We start from the raw sequence: 14,132 nt of genomic DNA on the forward strand, positions 1-14,132 counted from the left end.
CACTACGTTGACATCGTAGGGGTCACAGGTTCAATCCCTGTCGCGTCCACCATTCCTTTTCTTCCATAAAAATCAATACCTTACGCCGGTTTAGCAGCATGCTTCGCGGCGTCGGCGCGGGCGTTGGATCCCAGAATGGTTCCCGGAATGCCTGCGGCGAAAGCGACCGTTTGCGAGCGCCGCTCGCATCGGCCGTTGACTCTTTCGGTCGTCAGGATGAGAACATTAGCGGAACATCGAGAGCCGCCAATGTCACCCCCACGCGCCCATCAGCGCGCGAACCCGCGCGTGCCTAGACCGCCTCGCGTCTACCAGCGGGGCGTGAAGAAGCTGACCCGCGTCAAATTCCAGGACCGGACCTTGCACTTCACCTTTCCCCAGAACACAGGCGGGGGCCGAAGGTCGGCGGCCGGGTTCGTTGGGCCGGACCAGGTCCCCGCCTTCGAGGGCGACGAAGCGTGGTTCGAGATGGAACTGGTCGAGGGCCTCCCCTGGAACTACTGGCGCGCGGTGCGCCAGGTGGAGGGGCCGGCCAATGCCTGAGCCTAGCGCCAGCGACCGCCGGAAGGCGGCCGCGCTGAAAGACGAGGTGGCGTCGACCCTGCTGATCGATTGCGTCGAGCTGGGCCACGACGTTTGGTTCAAGTGCCAATATTGCGGCATGGAGCGCACCTGGGGACGGCGGGAGATGTTGGGATCCAAGCTTCGGGTGCGCCTTGCCTGGCCGCTCGATCGGATCCAGCGGGCGGTCGTCTGCCCGATCCGGGGGTGCGGCGGTCCCATGCCGATCATCCGGTTGATGCAGGGCGGCTATCAGGACGGGTTCGACCGGGCCGACGCGACCCGGCGACGCGCCTGGCTGATCGAGGCGTTGCTGGACGCCGGAATCATGCCGGCCGACGTCGGCCTGGCGTGGACGCCGGCCGAGCGCTGATCGATGGCCGACATGGATCCACGCACCGGGCGGCTGGCGTCGCTGCGCATCTGGTGCGCTTGCGGCTACAGTGTGACCTGGCCCAGCAGCGTCATCCTGGCCAAGGTCGGACCCTGGGTGCGGCCGCACGATCTTCGCACGGCGGTGCGCTGTACGGCTTGCGGCGCCAAGGGGCCGCCGAAAGTCCAGATCTCGGGGGAGAAACGGTGAGTCGGAGCGTTCTCGCCGGCGGCCTCGTTGAGGTCCCATGCTTACGCCCTATGGACATACCTTCCGGATCAAGACCCGCGGACAGACCTGGTCGGGGATTTGGGCGCGCGAAGGCAAGGATGTCTGCGTTACGAGCGCCTTCGGATCCGGCCGCACCAGTATCGGCCGGCGCCGGCCGGAACAGATCGCCGAAGAGATCCTCGACCGCCTGGTCAACGCTTGGGCCGGAGCACCCAGCCATGGCCGACAAAGCGTTTCTGGGCGTCCTCGATGATCGACAACGCCTGGCGGCGGATCTCGGCGTCGTCGTCGCCCACCGGATCGCTCAGACCGTCGCGGATCGAATGGGCGGCGTCCTCGAGCACGCTCGGATCCATCCAAGCCCCCGCCTCGATCCAGAGCAGCTCCAGGGCGCACACGCGCTTTTCGATCTCATCCATAGGCATGACGGCCACGCTAGTCGCGCCAGCCACGTTCGCATAGGCTCGCTTTCATGAGCGAAGTCGGCCGACAACGGCCCGATCGGCCGCCTGACGCGGAGCTGCACGGCGAAGGCCCGACGCCGGAAGGGATCAAGGTACGGGCCGCCGAGGCCTATTACGCGGAAGTCTATATCGACCATGGCGACCCGATCCACGCGCCGCGCGGCTGGTGGCACGCCAAGATCTGGAAGAGGCCCTGATGTGCAACGTCTATGAGCTCAAGTACGATTTGTTCGGCTGGGCCAAGGCCCACGACGATCTTCTGCACCGCCACCTGACCCTGCCTGGCGGCGTCGCGTTCGAGCAGGCCAATATCGATCTGACCTGGTCGACCACGCTCTATCCGGACTACCGCGCCCCGATCGTGCGGCGTGGGGCCGACGGAGCCGACGAAATTCACTTCGCCCGCTGGGGAATGCCGTCGCCGCAGTTCGTGCTAAAACAGGCGGTCGAAAAGAAGGTCGCCGCCCTAACGAAGAAGGGCCAGGCGTACGACTACGCCGAGCTGCTACGCATGCAGCGCGACGAAGGCGTGACCAATCTGCGCAACCTTGAAAGCCCGCACTGGCGGCGATGGCAGGCGATCGAGAACCGCTGCGTCGTGCCGATCACCGCCTTCAGCGAGCCCGACCAGGTTGGCGGCATGTACAAGCCGATCTGGTTTTCTCAGAGCGACGATCGTCCGCTGGCCTATTTCGCCGGCGTCTGGACGCCCTGGGCCTGCGTACGCAAGGTCAAGAACGGCTGGGAAGAATGCGACCTGTACGGCTTCCTGACGACCGAAGCCAACGCCGTGGTAGCGCCCTATCACAGCAAGGCCATGCCGGTGTTCTTGCGCTCGGCCGAGGAGGTCGAGACCTGGCTCACCGCGCCATGGTCCGAGGCCGTCCAGCTGCAACGGTCGTTGCCGGCGGAGGACCTGAAGGTCGTCGCTTCGCCGGCGAAGGTGGAAGCCGAGACAGGCTGAAACGCAAAAGCCCCCCCGGCGCTGGAGCGCCGGGGGGCTAAGGTTGCACGGGGCAGGGAAGAGGGGCCGGACGTCGGATCACCAGAATTTCCACCAGGGGCGATTTCGCCGGCGACGCTCGGCCAGCCAGCGGTCCTCGAGGTCGTGCTCAGCCTGGTGCAAGGCGACGGCCGAGGCCCGGCGCGTTTCGCTGACGGCCAGCTGAGCGCCACGATCGCGCGCCACGGCCTCGAGGTCGACCAGGGTGGGCGTGCGAGCGGTGGGCAGCGCCATCAGATGCGCCGGTCGCTTGACGTCGTCAGGAAGCTCGATTCGGGGCGGGGTTCCCGCCTCCGCCTTCGCCGGCGGCGCTAGGTTCAGCGCAGAGGGCCGGAACAGATGAGCACACCCGCTCATCGCCACGGCGGATCCGATCGACGACGCCAGCAGGCAGAGGCGCGTCAGCAGCCGCGTCGCGCGCGGCCTCGAGGTCGAGGGCATGGTTGATCTCCTGCAGTCGGCGATCGACGCCGGCGATCGCCGAGACGGCGTCGCCGGCGGCCTCGGCGCCTTCAGTGTTGAGGTTGGCGGCCGCGCCGGCGTCGGCGGCCGCCTCGGTCTTGGGCTTCTCGGCCGCGACCCCCTGGTGACGGGCCCAGCCGTAAGCGCCGCCGATCAGGGCGATCGCCACGACCGTCCCGACCACGGGGACGACCCAGGGCGGGGCGAGGGTCATTCCGGAAACTCCGGCAGGTCGACGGTCTGGCCGGCGAGGGCATGGGTGCAGTCGGCGAGGAACTGAATCCGACCGTCGATGATGAACGAATGGCAGACGCCGCAGGCGAAGCCGGAGCCGGGCGGCGGTCGACCTAAGCGCTCTTAATAATCGCACCAGCAATTGCCAGGCTGGCCGCCTCCGACGTAGTGCCCCGAGCGGATCAGAAGCGACGGGGTGAACGTCGGCTTGTCGCGATTGCCGTTGTAGCCCCAACGCGGCCCGTCACCCTGGCCGATCCGCACCTGGTGGGTCTGATTGCAGCCCGGACAGTAGAAGAACAACGTACCCTCGCCGGCCTGGCGCAAGATCGGAGACAGCGCGCTCATGGCCGCACCGGCAGCAGTCCAGGACGCGTTCCCTGGGCGTCGATCGTTAGCACCTGGCCGCGATTGTCCGGGTCGAAGCTGATATGAACCCAGCGGCCGAATTCATGGATCAGCTGGTCGAAGGCCAGGCCCGACAGCGCGATGCGCCTAGCCACCAGCAGGGGCGGCCCGAAGTCGGGACAGGTGAAGTCCACGGCCCAGCCCGACATATGGGCGCTGGCCTTGGCGCCGCCGGCGGCGCGATTGACCGCCGGCGAGCGATAGGCGCTCGAGACATGGATCGCCTGGCCGAGCAGCAGGGCGCGCACGCGCTCCATATGCTCGGCCGTGGTCGTCAGTCGCTTGAGGATGTCGGGCGGCGGGGTGTTGCTCAGGCCAAGCCGCCGCGCATTTTCGGACACGGTCAGTTCGGCCAGCGAGAAGTGCTCGCTCAGCTGCGTCATGGAGATCTCCAAGAAAAATGGGCAGGGATGCGAGCGCCGCTCGCGTCAGTCTCGCGCTGCCGATGGATCCGCCGGCGGCGCGGTTGGTAGGGGGGCATTGGCGCCGGCCAGTTGGGCCAAGGCTCCGGTGGCGGTGCGGCTGGTCTCGGCCGCCGCCTCGGCCGCGTGCTTGGCCCCGACATTGTTGCCCCAGCGGAACGCGCCGTAGGCGATCGGCACGCCAAGGATGGCCGTCGCCAGGCTGGAGAGGACCGGCGTGATGCTGTCCTCCAGCTTGACGGTGAAGAAGCCGACCAACATGCCGGACACCATCACCATGCAGCCGACGACGACGACCGCGTCGAGGGTTTCGTAGTCTCGTTTCATCCAGGATCTCCCATGGGCTTCAAGTGGCCGTCTGCGGTGACCTCGAGCGCGTCGAAGGTCAGGGGTTCGGGGTCGCGCCAGCCATGCTCAAGCAGGATCCGGCGATAGGCGCCGACCTTGGCCTCGAGCTCGCGGATGCGGGCGTCGCGCAGCGAGATCTCGGCTTCCTTGCTGACGATCATTCGGGCGTGCTCCTGGCGCGCCTCGGCCAGTTCGTGCCGTAGCTTGTCGACCTCGGCCGTCCAGTGATCGACTTCCTCGCGAAGCGTCTGGATGATCTCGGCGGCCGCTTCGCGCGCCAGTCTCGCCAGGTCGAGCTTCGCGACCTGGCGGGCGGCAGCGGCCGCGACAGCGTCCGTGCGCCTCTTGGCCCGGGCGTCGATCCACATCTTGACCAGCGCGCCGATCGCGGCCGCGACGCCGGCGGCTTGCGTCCAGTACTTCTCGATCGCCGTGGGAAAATCCACTGCACGCTCCTACCCTCCTGGCCCCGAGGACCTGGTCGCTGGTGGTGATTTGAGGCCTAGTAGGCGTCGACGGTCGCCGTGCCTTGAATCACGGTCTTCCCAAACACCGGCGTGTTGCGCAGATGCAGTTTCGCCGCTCCGGAAAGCAGGATCCCGTAGCCCGACGACGCCGTCGGCTTCAGGTTGCCCTCGTCGATCCAGGCCTCGACATTGTCCTCGGCCTTGAACTCGGTCGGGTTGTTGCCGCCAGCCGTGTTCATCAGGTCGCCGAGGCTGCCGCTGATTTGCGGGCAGAACATCGCCACCTTGACCGTGTTGATGAAGTGGGCCGACACGCCCCGAGCCGCCGATCCGCGCGCGCAGATGATCACCATCTTCATGGCGTCATGGCCGGTGACCAGGTTGTTGCTGTCGTAGATCGAGATCTTGCCGGTGTCGTAGGCGGTGACGTTGTTCCACAGCACGGAAGAGTCCGCGCCAAGCGCGTTGTGCTGGTTGGTCGCGTCTCGACCGCTGGCCCCCATCGTGCAGTTGTTGACATAGGAGAGGCCGTTGACGCCCTCGACCGCGTAGTCTCCGACGGCGCCGCTGGCGACCGTGGTCCCGCTGTATTTCAGCGAGCAATTTTCGAGGGCGATGACGACTTTCGGACCGCCGACGCCGCCCGTGAAGGCGACACGGAAGGCCGCGGCGTCACCGCCGACTAGGTCAAATCCGTCGGCCGGCGTCGCGCCCGTCAGGGCGAAATTGATCTGGTTAGCGCCGTCAAGATAGACGTTCTTGGTGCTGACCAGCACCAAGGTGTTGGCGGCCGTCGGGGCCAGGCCGTCGCTGCGCCGCAGCGCCATGACGTTGGAGATCTGCGACCACGTGTCCATACCAGTCAGGGCGGACGACTGGGTCAGCTGCTTCTTGAACTCGACGTAGTTTCCGAACCGGTCGCGGGCCAGCTTGTCGAACACTCGGGTCACGGTCGTCGACAGCGGGGCGGTGTAGCCGTCACCCGACGCGGTCCAGGTAAGGGCCGGTTGGATGGCCCCCACGGTGCATCGGCCGCCGATCGCTTCGGCCAGGACGTTGATGTTCTGGATGGTGGTGACGACACCGCCAAGAGTAAAGCCGTTGTTGCGGTCAAACTCGACGCCGACGCCGCACTGCGCCTTGATGTAGATCGAGGTCTGGCTGGCCGCCGCCGCCTTGACGAGCGGCTGGTAGAGGCTCTTGCAGGCCGACGCGAACGATAGGCAGTCGTTGGCGTTGTTCCCGGTGTTGACGTTGACATAGTAGGTCGGCCACGAGGCGTAACCGGGGAAGAGGCCCTTGACCGACAGGCCGGCGTCGCCGACCCAAGTCCCGTCGGCCATCTGGCGTGCGGTCGGGGTGATCGGATAGGTGGCCTGATCCCATCCCAAGCCGGGCGGGACCTCGAAAGTCTGGAGGCGCGAGCCTGGCAGGTTGGCGCTGGCCTGGGCCGCCAGGCCCCGCGCGACGACATCGACCCCTTGGGCCGAGGCGAGCTGAGGCAGCGCGACCAACCAGGCTAGCGCCGCGATGAGGACGCCGAAGCGCCGAAGCATGGTCTTCATGGAAGCCCCCTTATTGCGAGATGCGGATGGTCGCGGTCCCGGCCGCGAGGGCGGCGACCTCGACGCGGAACTGGACGCCGGCCTCGGTCTCGACCCAGGCCTGTTCGGAGATGTTGCCGGTCCACACCGCGTACGGCTGGCCGGCGACGGTCAGCGGCAACCAGGTCGCGCCACCGTCGAACGATCGCGTCAGGCGCGCAGACAAACCGCTGGCGGTGCCCGTGATGCTGACGTTGATCGGCCGGCCGGCGACCGCCGGCAGCGCCGACGTGTTGCCCGGCGCCGTGAGGCTGGCTGTTACCGGAGGCACGCCGCTGGCCCCATAGGCCGGCGCGGGCGTCGTCGCCACGCCTGTGATCGGATCGATCACTGAAACGGCGGTATAGGTAGACGGCTTCTTCCCGGTCCCGACGCTCATCTGCTGGGCGGCGGCGGGTACGGCGAAACAGGCGAGGGCGCATGCGAGCGCCGCTCGCACGAGGGCGAGGGTCATGTAGCATCTCCGGAGGTGAAGGAGCCCAGCCAAGGCCGGGCAGGACGGCGGCTCAGACGTAGCCGTAGTGAAGGTCTTCCTCTGTCACGACGTCGACGAGGCTGCGGTTCTGGTGCAGCCAGGCCAGGAGCTGCAGGAAGCCATTCTGGATGTTGCCGGCCGAGGTCATCTCGTTGTGCCAGACAAACTGGGCGACGCCCTTGTGGGTCGCGGCCTGCTGGGCGTGGGCGATCAGCTTGTCGCCATTTTCCGCGCCGGTGAAACCGGCGCCATTCAGGGCGCGGATCTGGAACGGGTCGCCCCAGGGGTACGTCTCACCGAAGGTCATGGGATTGACCCCTGGCGCACCGACGCCGAGCGGAGCAAAGAACGCCCGCATGGACCGGTAGTGCTTCCTGAAGCTGGGATAGGCCTGCAGGATCGTCGGCCCGACGCCGCTGAAATAGGACCCGTGTTCGCCGCCGGTCAGGCCCATGCCGTTGTCCCAGTTTCGGCGGGCGGCCAGGTTGCCGGTGAATTCGTTCTCCGACATGTCCAGGATGTCGCCCAAGGTCTCGGTATCCCAGGCCTGGTCTGGGAACTGCCACCCCAGAAGGTCGTGCATGGTCTGGGCCTGCGAGCGGCTGACATAGCTGCTGCTCACGCCGATGTTCAGCGCTGGCGGGCTCAGATAGGCCATGCCGCGGAAACCGTACTTGGCCATCCTGACAGCCGCGAAGGTGAACTGTCCCACGTGCCCGTCGTCGAAGCTCAAGATCACCTTGCCCTTGGGCAAGGGGTTCGGGATGAACTCGATATTGCCGATCTGGATCGTGAAGCTGTTGCCGCTTGAGGCGCGAAGCAGCAGGCGACCCCAGGTAATGGCCGACAGGTTGGCCCCGCCTCCGGGCGCGGCGACAAGCACCGAAACCGGAATGGTCGTGCTCTGCCACCGCCCCACGCCATTCTGGGACGTCAGCTGGCTCTTGAGATGGCCCAGCAGCTGGAAATTCGTGCCGCTGGTCGTGGAGTGATAGGCAGACCCCGGCGAGACCGGTGAGCCCGCCGAATAAATCTCCAGCGCCGCGCGGTCCATGTTGGCGAAGACGTTGGCGATCGGCTTGAACCAGATCCGGATCAGGCCGCCGGTGACGTCGGTAGGCACGGCGTCAGCCGCCGTCGGCGCGATGGCGACCAGCGACCCCGAACCCGTCGTGGCCAGCTGCAGCGCCGTCGCGCCTAGCAGGGCGTCGGCCGCCGTCACGTCGCTCAGTCCCGTGATCGTGCCGTTGACGTCGGCGACCGTGGCCAGGTGCGCCAGGGTCCGCTGGCCCAGGCTGCGCTTCAGGCGCTGATGGATTCGGCCGCCGATCAAAGGGGCCTGGTGGTTCCCGATCGTTTCGTCCAGCGACGCCGGGCTGGCGACCGTCAAGGTGTCCTTGACGCCTTGACCCACCGTGGCCACCTGGGCGGCAAGCGCCGCGAGGGCGGCGTCGATCTGGAAGATCTTCTCGGCCGTCGTGGCCAGGTATTGCTGCTGGATCCGGAACCGGGCCTGCAGTCGATTTCCCACATTGGCCGCGGGGATGTCGCGGGGGGTGGCGTAGGCATTGACGTCCCACCAGCCGGCCCCGTCGGCCGTGGCGCTGGTCGCCGCCAGGATCCCCAGGCCATGCAGGCCCAGGTGCTCACCTTGTGCGACGATGATGTCGCCGAAATCGGCCGGCGTGAAGTTCACCTCACCCGTGGCCGTCACGGCCAGGTCGATCAGGACGTTGCGATGTAGCTTGCCGTCGCTCTCGATCGACCACTTGGCCAGCTGCACGGTCCCGATGTCGACGGCGAACAGATCCAACGTCAACAGCGGGCCGGTGTGAGCGCAGGGGTCCGCCCAAATGTACATGCCGTCGGAAACGCCCGCGCCCGTGACCAGGGTGTCGGGATTGCCGATCGTCTGGACCACGTCGGCCCATTGCTGGGCGGCTTGGGCCTCCAGGAGCGTAGCGCGCGCATCCAGGCCGGCCGCCAGGGTCTGCAGGGCGAGGAAAGCCGGGCCGAGGACGACTTGGTAGTGCTGGTCGATCCCGACGCCATATTCCAGGCGAATGGACGTCTGCAGGGTCGGCAACGGCCGCCAGTCGGTCAGGGCCGCGTTGATCTGCCGCCAACCCGGGGCGTCGACCGGCAGGGTGGGGCTGCCGGCGAACATGCCGTCGCCAGCGACACCGACCAGGTCGCCAACCTCGAACGGCATGTCGCCGAAGTCGGCGGGGGTTAGGGTTTTTAGGCCGGTCGTCGAGACGGTGACGGTCGCGACCTGCTCCTGTTTGATCTGGGTCCCGTCGTCACTGACGATGTAGCGGGCGATCGTCAGGTCGCCCGGATCCTTGATCCAGATCTTCAGCCAGCCCAGGGGCCCGGGATGGCTGACGGGCTGGGCCTGGATGTACATGGCGTCCGAAACCGCGCCACCGTCGACCGGATCGCCCTGACGGCCGATCACCTGGGTGACGTCGGCGCGGAACGACTCGAAAACGTCCGGATCCAGCATCGCCTGGGTGATGGTCGAGCCGAACATGAAGAACGGCCCCGACCACGAACCCGTCGTGGCGGCGCCGACCTTCACATAGATCCCGTTGTTGTCCGGATCGGCGTCGGCATAGACCAGGCCCGGCACGCCAGCGTCGGCCGACAGGTCGGCGTCCAGGTCGGCCTTGGTCAGCCACCATTTGCCGCCGGCTAGGGTCAGTAGCGACGCCAGGGTCTGCAGGTTGGTCAGCGAGCCTGTCCAGTTGGACATGAGCCGGTTGAGCCGAGTGATCAGCGGGTTGAGATCGGAGATGTCGGACATGGTCAGAGAGCCGGCGGCGAGGGTGGCGTCGGGTTCAGTGGCTCGGCCTCGGTGTCGGGCCAGTCGCGCAGGGCCTGGCGATAGGCCAGAAGGGCGGCCTTCTGCTCGCTCGACAGCGGATCCCAGCGCTCGGGATTGCTGCGGATCGGGTCGAACTCATTGCGGAGCAGACCATCGCGACGCGCGCGAAGCGCCGCCATCGCCCGCGTCAGGGCCATAGAGGCCATGTCGGCGGACCCGCGCTCCACCAGCTGGTCGTCGATGACGACATGGGTCAGGTCCCAGTCGGACCGAAATTCGGGCAGCACGACATAGGGCCGGCGATGGGCGATGATCGAACCCGGGAGGCCCTGGGTGATGGCGGTGATCTCGCCGGTCTCGTGATCGTAGAAGGCGACAACCTGTCTCATCGCATGGGCCCTAGAGAGCTCAGCGTCCGGCTGGTGACATTGACGCTGCTGTGGGAATTGAGCGTGACCTTCACCTCCCGCTCGCCGGCGGCGCAGAAGAGCGCGCCGCCCAGCGGGATGTTGGCCTCGCCATTGGCTCCGCCCGTCGTGTAGACGGCCACCCCGTCGATATAGAGGACGGCGTTCCAGTTCTTGTCGCCGCTCGGGAAATGGCTCGACAGGAAGCAGGTGACGAACAGCGTCGCGTCGTCGGTCAGGTCCACGACGTGGTCGATGATCTCTTTGTCGGTCCCGTCGCAGTTGATGGTCGACGAGCCCGTCGTAACCAAGGGAATGGTGACTGAGTTGTTGGCTAGGGTGCGGGTGGTCAGCGTGCCGGTGATCGTCAGGTCGCCGTCGATCGCTACATTGGCCGTCAGCTTGATCTTGCCGGCGACGGTGTCGACATAGACGACCTTGCGCCCGACGCCGTCGGTCCCGACCACGCCGAACTCGTCGGCCACCACGTAGAACGAGAACACCGTCCCGTCGTTCATGGCGACCGTGCCGCCGACGTGGCCGTTGGAATTGATCGACAGGATCGCCTTGCCGACCCCCTCGCCGTCGATCGAGCGCAGGTCCTGGATGAAGGTCTTGTTGCCGTTGACGTCGTTCTGCAGCTGGTTGATTTGCTCGACGGTTTCACCGTTGACGATGGTCATCGTCAGGGCCGTCTCGGCCGTGGTGATCTTGGTCTGGTCAACGTCGGCCAGAACGTCGTCGCGCGGCCGGCCGGCGATCGCGGCGGTGTCAGCCGAGGTGTGGTTGCCCGTGACGTCCGCCCCATCCTCGGGCCGTTGACCATCGTCGTCGTCCACGCCGCTCCACGGGACGGTCGTCGCGCCGCCGGCGGTCGACTTGCCGGTGACGACCGTCGTCCAGTCCGAGCCCTGAACCTCACGCGAGGGATCGGCCAGCGGGATCACCCGGGCCTCGAGCGTGGCCGACGCCGCCACGCCGTTGGTCGTTACCAGGAAGCCGGCGTCGATCGCCTCGCGCGTGGTCGCTGACGTCGGCGCGGCCTCCGCCTCGCCCAGCACCCGCACCTCGACCCGCACGCCCAGCACCGCCGGATCCACGGGGGTGGACCACACCGCACGGATCGCCGGGACCTTGGAGCCGTCGTCACCCGACAGGTTGACCGTGAAGACGTCGACACCGCTCAGCGCCAGCGGATCCGGCCGCGCCGGTTCGGGCGGCGGCGGGGTTCCCGGGGTGATTTCGTCCGTGGCCGCTGTCCAGCCGTAGGCCGAGGACGCGACCTCCCGCAGGGCTAGGGTGCGCCGCCAGTTTGGCGCGCGAGACCAGGCCTCGACGCGGTAGACCACACGGCCGCCGTGGTGGCGGCGATCCGAGGTCCAGCCGATCCAGTCGCCTTCCTCCAGGCCGGAGAAGCGCGGGGGCAGGGGAATGGTCGCCCGGCGCTCCATACGCGCCAGGCGGCGCTCGATCTCGGCGCAGCGCTGGGCCTGCGTCCCGGAAGTCACGAAGTCGAGGCTGAGCGGCGTTTCGGCCGGGCCACGATCATCCTGGATGTCCAAAACCGAGCGGCGGATCGGGGCGGCGTGATCGCTCCAGTTCTGGGCCGGCTCGATGTAGCGACCGACCACGCTGTTGATCCGCTGCGGGGCCGGCAGGAAGCGATCGAAGACCACCTTTTCACCGACGACCAGGTCGGCGTCGGTGATCTCGACGACTGTGCTCTTGGCCTGGCCGGGCTCGATCTCGACGCCGCCCTCGCGCTGGACGATGACGCCGGCCATGGCCGCGGCGAACCGCTGCTCAGTCTCATCGTGGGTTTCGTCGGCGCGGATGACGGCGGAGACGCGATAGCGCGGCTCAGTTCCGCCGGCCTTCAGGGGAACCAGTTCGTCGCAGACATTGGCCGGGGCGAAGACGTTCTCCGGCGGGGCCTCGATGTCAGTCAGGCCGCGCCCGACCAGCAGCATTTCCGGTTGGTCGACCAGGTCGCGGGCGTAGACGCCGCGTACCCAGTTATAGCGACAGACATAGGCGTTGTCGGTCCACTCCCAGGTCGAGGGCGCGTTCCAACGATGGCTGCCCGAGCCGCCCGGGACGGTGCTGTCCTTGCGCGGGTCGTAGCAGCGTTTGCCCCGGAACACCCACTTGAACGACGGTCGACCCTGCGGCCAAACCTTATCGTTGGCCTTGTAGGCGGCCCAGACTTTGGTGACGCCGCGCAGCCGGTCTTCAGAGGCCATGCCGGTCGCGCCGGCGAACCGTGTCGGTGGAGGTACGTCGTTCGAGCCGTTGATGAACTCGATGTCCAGGCAGCCGCTGAAACCCGTCTGCAGGCCGTTGGCGGAATAGGCGTAGTAGTCCGAGCCGATGAAGTAGCCTTCGAGGGCGTCGATCGGGTGGTCGGCTAAGGTGATCTCCAGGACCTCCCAGTCGGTATTGAACTCGCCGCCGAAGTTGGCGGCCGCCGCCAGCGAGCCCCCGCTGCAGACCCGACCGAACACCGCCTCGCGCGGACTTTCGCCGACGCTGAGCGTGGTGACGCTGGCCTGGCGCTCCTGCTGTTTCTGCTTGGGCCCAGTCAGTTTCGACAGGGCGAAAGCCCCGGCCAGCTGCAGGGCCGTGGTGATGACGAAGGTCGCCACCGTGGCGGCCGCGCCGGTCAGGCCGATCGCCGCGACGATCGAAGCGCTGATCGGGTCGGCCTTGGCCTGGGCCGGGCTCCACAGCAGGGCCGACGCGCAGGCGCCGGCCGCAAGCCAGCGGCGGAAGGAACGCGACAGGCGGATCATCCAGCCGCGCTCCAGGCCCGCAGCATGGCCGCGCGGGGTAGGCGGACCAGGCCCGCCGGGCCCGGCCCCACCAGGGTCGCGCCTTCAATCACCATCACCGCCGGGCCGGTGGCCGTGCTGACCAGGCCACCGTCACCGCGCGCGGCCAGGGCCAACGGTACGGAGGTAAGAACCCCGTCAACAGCGGCCTCGAGGCCGCCCAGCCCCTTGAGCACGCGCAGCGCGCCGCGCTGCGTCGTCCAATCGGGCAGGTCCGCCAGGCGGTCGACGCCCGTCTGGGCCAAGATCGCGGCGCCGAAGAAACTGACGCAGTCGTTGGCGCGCTTACCCCATGCGAACGGCGCTCGCATCCGCGCCTCGATCAGTTCGACCAGAGCGACGTAGTCGCGCGCGAGCTCACTCGACATGACCGGAGAGCCCCGTGTTTTGGTAGAAGGCTGAGACCAGGGCGTTGGGCAGGGCCGAGGCCGCCCGTTGCGGCGGCTTGCCGCCCCAGTTCAGGGTGATCTCGCCGGCGTAGGACACCGCCTTGAAGCCGCCGTCCGCCCCGACCACCAGGCGCTGGTCGGCGTCGGTGCGCATCCGACCCGAGCTGCGGCTAAGGCCCCGCACGGCGCCCTCGATAGCGGCGGCGACGGTCGAGGCCCCGCCGATTTGGTCCTCAAGGGTCAGGCGGTCGACGCGGCCTCGCTGGACAACCCGGGCCGACAGCAAGGTCGAACCCGTCTGATTGAACAGCAACTCCCAAAGCACGGCCGCAGCGCCGCGAACGGTCAGGGTGTCGACTAGGGCCAGAGCGTCGGGATCCACGCCGGACAGCGACAGGGTCGCGCCCTGCTCGGCGCCGCCCAGCTGGCCGGCGGCGACCGAGACCAGGCCGCGATCGCCGATTCCGACATAGGTGTCGCCGTCCAGGATCTGGGGGCCATGGCCGCCCCAGACGCACCATGGCCCCGTGGTCAGCACCAGCTTGACGGCGCCCACGGCCAGCGCCGTGCCGTCGTCCAGGGCGGCCTGGGCGGCTTCGGGATAGACGAACATGAAGGAGACC

19 protein-coding genes are annotated in these 14,132 nt (G+C 67.6%); 5 read left to right on the top strand and 14 right to left on the bottom strand.

All coding sequences use genetic code 11. The features are described 5' to 3' along the window. Nucleotides 1-288: 288 nt before the first annotated feature. Genes BM066_RS20950 through BM066_RS26115 form a run of 3 tightly spaced genes read left to right on the top strand, consistent with a single transcriptional unit; the run spans nucleotide 289 to nucleotide 1,144 of the window. On the top strand, nucleotides 289-543 hold the full coding sequence (locus tag BM066_RS20950) for a hypothetical protein (protein ID WP_255367676.1): 255 nt from the start codon (nucleotides 289-291) through the stop codon (nucleotides 541-543). Then, nucleotides 536-934 (top strand): hypothetical protein, encoded by a 399-nt coding sequence (locus tag BM066_RS20955; protein WP_018061177.1) that lies wholly within the window; start codon nucleotides 536-538, stop codon nucleotides 932-934. Before BM066_RS20950 ends, BM066_RS20955 begins: the two co-directional genes overlap by 8 nt. A gap of 12 nt (nucleotides 935-946) precedes the next feature. Beyond that, a complete protein-coding gene (locus BM066_RS26115) occupies nucleotides 947-1,144 on the top strand; it encodes a hypothetical protein (RefSeq protein WP_143093779.1) in 198 nt (65 codons plus the stop codon). A gap of 212 nt (nucleotides 1,145-1,356) precedes the next feature. On the opposite strand, the gene BM066_RS20960 is transcribed toward BM066_RS26115, so the two are convergent. Beyond that, a complete protein-coding gene (locus BM066_RS20960) occupies nucleotides 1,357-1,599 on the bottom strand; it encodes a hypothetical protein (protein ID WP_143093780.1) in 243 nt (80 codons plus the stop codon). Nucleotides 1,600-1,637: 38 nt separating this feature from the next. On the opposite strand from BM066_RS20960, the gene BM066_RS20965 reads away from it, so the two are divergent. Continuing rightward, nucleotides 1,638-1,826: a hypothetical protein gene (locus BM066_RS20965; RefSeq protein ID WP_089930170.1), complete on the top strand. Its 189-nt coding sequence runs from the start codon at nucleotides 1,638-1,640 to the stop codon at nucleotides 1,824-1,826. Next, nucleotides 1,826-2,593 carry an SOS response-associated peptidase family protein gene (locus BM066_RS20970; RefSeq protein ID WP_089930171.1) on the top strand — a complete coding sequence of 256 codons (768 nt, stop codon included), beginning with the start codon at nucleotides 1,826-1,828 and terminating at the stop codon, nucleotides 2,591-2,593. The genes BM066_RS20965 and BM066_RS20970 overlap by 1 nt, the downstream gene beginning before the upstream one ends. A gap of 78 nt (nucleotides 2,594-2,671) precedes the next feature. Here BM066_RS20970 and BM066_RS20975 read toward each other — a convergent pair whose 3' ends face one another. The 13 genes from BM066_RS20975 to BM066_RS21035 form a co-directional block, all read right to left on the bottom strand. Beyond that, a complete protein-coding gene (locus BM066_RS20975) occupies nucleotides 2,672-2,866 on the bottom strand; it encodes a hypothetical protein (RefSeq protein WP_089930172.1) in 195 nt (64 codons plus the stop codon). Between the two features lie 25 nt (nucleotides 2,867-2,891). Next, nucleotides 2,892-3,308, bottom strand: a complete 417-nt coding sequence (locus BM066_RS20980; protein WP_089930173.1) for a hypothetical protein — start codon at nucleotides 3,306-3,308, stop codon at nucleotides 2,892-2,894. 143 nt (nucleotides 3,309-3,451) lie between these two features. Next, nucleotides 3,452-3,631, bottom strand: a complete 180-nt coding sequence (locus tag BM066_RS26695; protein WP_218150927.1) for a ubiquitination-like system serine protease family protein — start codon at nucleotides 3,629-3,631, stop codon at nucleotides 3,452-3,454. A 41-nt stretch (nucleotides 3,632-3,672) separates the two neighbouring features. After that, complete coding sequence (locus BM066_RS20990) at nucleotides 3,673-4,119, bottom strand: D-Ala-D-Ala carboxypeptidase family metallohydrolase (RefSeq protein WP_218150928.1); 447 nt, start codon at nucleotides 4,117-4,119, stop codon at nucleotides 3,673-3,675. A 45-nt stretch (nucleotides 4,120-4,164) separates the two neighbouring features. Beyond that, nucleotides 4,165-4,485, bottom strand: coding sequence for a hypothetical protein (locus BM066_RS20995; protein WP_089930174.1), 321 nt, complete (start codon nucleotides 4,483-4,485; stop codon nucleotides 4,165-4,167). Continuing rightward, nucleotides 4,482-4,952, bottom strand: coding sequence for a hypothetical protein (locus tag BM066_RS21000; protein WP_089930175.1), 471 nt, complete (start codon nucleotides 4,950-4,952; stop codon nucleotides 4,482-4,484). Before BM066_RS21000 ends, BM066_RS20995 begins: the two co-directional genes overlap by 4 nt. 56 nt (nucleotides 4,953-5,008) lie before the next feature. Beyond that, entirely contained in the window at nucleotides 5,009-6,538 is a 1,530-nt protein-coding gene (locus BM066_RS21005) for a hypothetical protein (protein WP_089930176.1), read from the bottom strand. Nucleotides 6,539-6,548: 10 nt separating this feature from the next. Next, on the bottom strand, nucleotides 6,549-7,031 hold the full coding sequence (locus BM066_RS21010) for a hypothetical protein (protein WP_143093781.1): 483 nt from the start codon (nucleotides 7,029-7,031) through the stop codon (nucleotides 6,549-6,551). A 52-nt stretch (nucleotides 7,032-7,083) separates the two neighbouring features. Then, nucleotides 7,084-9,861: a polysaccharide deacetylase family protein gene (locus tag BM066_RS21015; protein WP_089930178.1), complete on the bottom strand. Its 2,778-nt coding sequence runs from the start codon at nucleotides 9,859-9,861 to the stop codon at nucleotides 7,084-7,086. Between the two features lie 2 nt (nucleotides 9,862-9,863). Then, on the bottom strand, nucleotides 9,864-10,271 hold the full coding sequence (locus BM066_RS21020) for a tail fiber assembly protein (RefSeq protein ID WP_089930179.1): 408 nt from the start codon (nucleotides 10,269-10,271) through the stop codon (nucleotides 9,864-9,866). After that, nucleotides 10,268-13,081, bottom strand: a complete 2,814-nt coding sequence (locus BM066_RS21025) for a phage tail protein (RefSeq protein WP_089930180.1) — start codon at nucleotides 13,079-13,081, stop codon at nucleotides 10,268-10,270. Before BM066_RS21025 ends, BM066_RS21020 begins: the two co-directional genes overlap by 4 nt. After that, nucleotides 13,078-13,488 carry a DUF6950 family protein gene (locus tag BM066_RS21030; protein WP_089930181.1) on the bottom strand — a complete coding sequence of 137 codons (411 nt, stop codon included), beginning with the start codon at nucleotides 13,486-13,488 and terminating at the stop codon, nucleotides 13,078-13,080. The genes BM066_RS21025 and BM066_RS21030 overlap by 4 nt, the downstream gene beginning before the upstream one ends. Continuing rightward, nucleotides 13,478-14,122: a hypothetical protein gene (locus BM066_RS21035; RefSeq protein ID WP_089930182.1), complete on the bottom strand. Its 645-nt coding sequence runs from the start codon at nucleotides 14,120-14,122 to the stop codon at nucleotides 13,478-13,480. Before BM066_RS21035 ends, BM066_RS21030 begins: the two co-directional genes overlap by 11 nt. Nucleotides 14,123-14,132 lie beyond the last annotated feature (10 nt).

Source organism: Caulobacter sp. UNC279MFTsu5.1, from assembly GCF_900114015.1.
Taxonomy (GTDB): Bacteria; Pseudomonadota; Alphaproteobacteria; order Caulobacterales; family Caulobacteraceae; genus Caulobacter.

Coding starts and splice junctions, on each gene's coding strand:
- BM066_RS20955 (WP_018061177.1), top strand. CDS start 536: ATGCCTGAGCCTAGCGCCAGCGACCGCCGGAAGGCGGCCGCGCTGAAA.
- BM066_RS26115 (WP_143093779.1), top strand. CDS start 947: ATGGATCCACGCACCGGGCGGCTGGCGTCGCTGCGCATCTGGTGCGCT.
- BM066_RS20965 (WP_089930170.1), top strand. CDS start 1,638: ATGAGCGAAGTCGGCCGACAACGGCCCGATCGGCCGCCTGACGCGGAG.
- BM066_RS20970 (WP_089930171.1), top strand. CDS start 1,826: ATGTGCAACGTCTATGAGCTCAAGTACGATTTGTTCGGCTGGGCCAAG.
- BM066_RS20975 (WP_089930172.1), bottom strand. CDS start 2,866: ATGGCGCTGCCCACCGCTCGCACGCCCACCCTGGTCGACCTCGAGGCC.
- BM066_RS20980 (WP_089930173.1), bottom strand. CDS start 3,308: ATGACCCTCGCCCCGCCCTGGGTCGTCCCCGTGGTCGGGACGGTCGTG.
- BM066_RS20990 (WP_218150928.1), bottom strand. CDS start 4,119: ATGACGCAGCTGAGCGAGCACTTCTCGCTGGCCGAACTGACCGTGTCC.
- BM066_RS20995 (WP_089930174.1), bottom strand. CDS start 4,485: ATGAAACGAGACTACGAAACCCTCGACGCGGTCGTCGTCGTCGGCTGC.
- BM066_RS21005 (WP_089930176.1), bottom strand. CDS start 6,538: ATGAAGACCATGCTTCGGCGCTTCGGCGTCCTCATCGCGGCGCTAGCC.
- BM066_RS21010 (WP_143093781.1), bottom strand. CDS start 7,031: ATGACCCTCGCCCTCGTGCGAGCGGCGCTCGCATGCGCCCTCGCCTGT.
- BM066_RS21015 (WP_089930178.1), bottom strand. CDS start 9,861: ATGTCCGACATCTCCGATCTCAACCCGCTGATCACTCGGCTCAACCGG.
- BM066_RS21020 (WP_089930179.1), bottom strand. CDS start 10,271: ATGAGACAGGTTGTCGCCTTCTACGATCACGAGACCGGCGAGATCACC.
- BM066_RS21025 (WP_089930180.1), bottom strand. CDS start 13,081: ATGATCCGCCTGTCGCGTTCCTTCCGCCGCTGGCTTGCGGCCGGCGCC.
- BM066_RS21030 (WP_089930181.1), bottom strand. CDS start 13,488: ATGTCGAGTGAGCTCGCGCGCGACTACGTCGCTCTGGTCGAACTGATC.
- BM066_RS21035 (WP_089930182.1), bottom strand. CDS start 14,122: ATGTTCGTCTATCCCGAAGCCGCCCAGGCCGCCCTGGACGACGGCACG.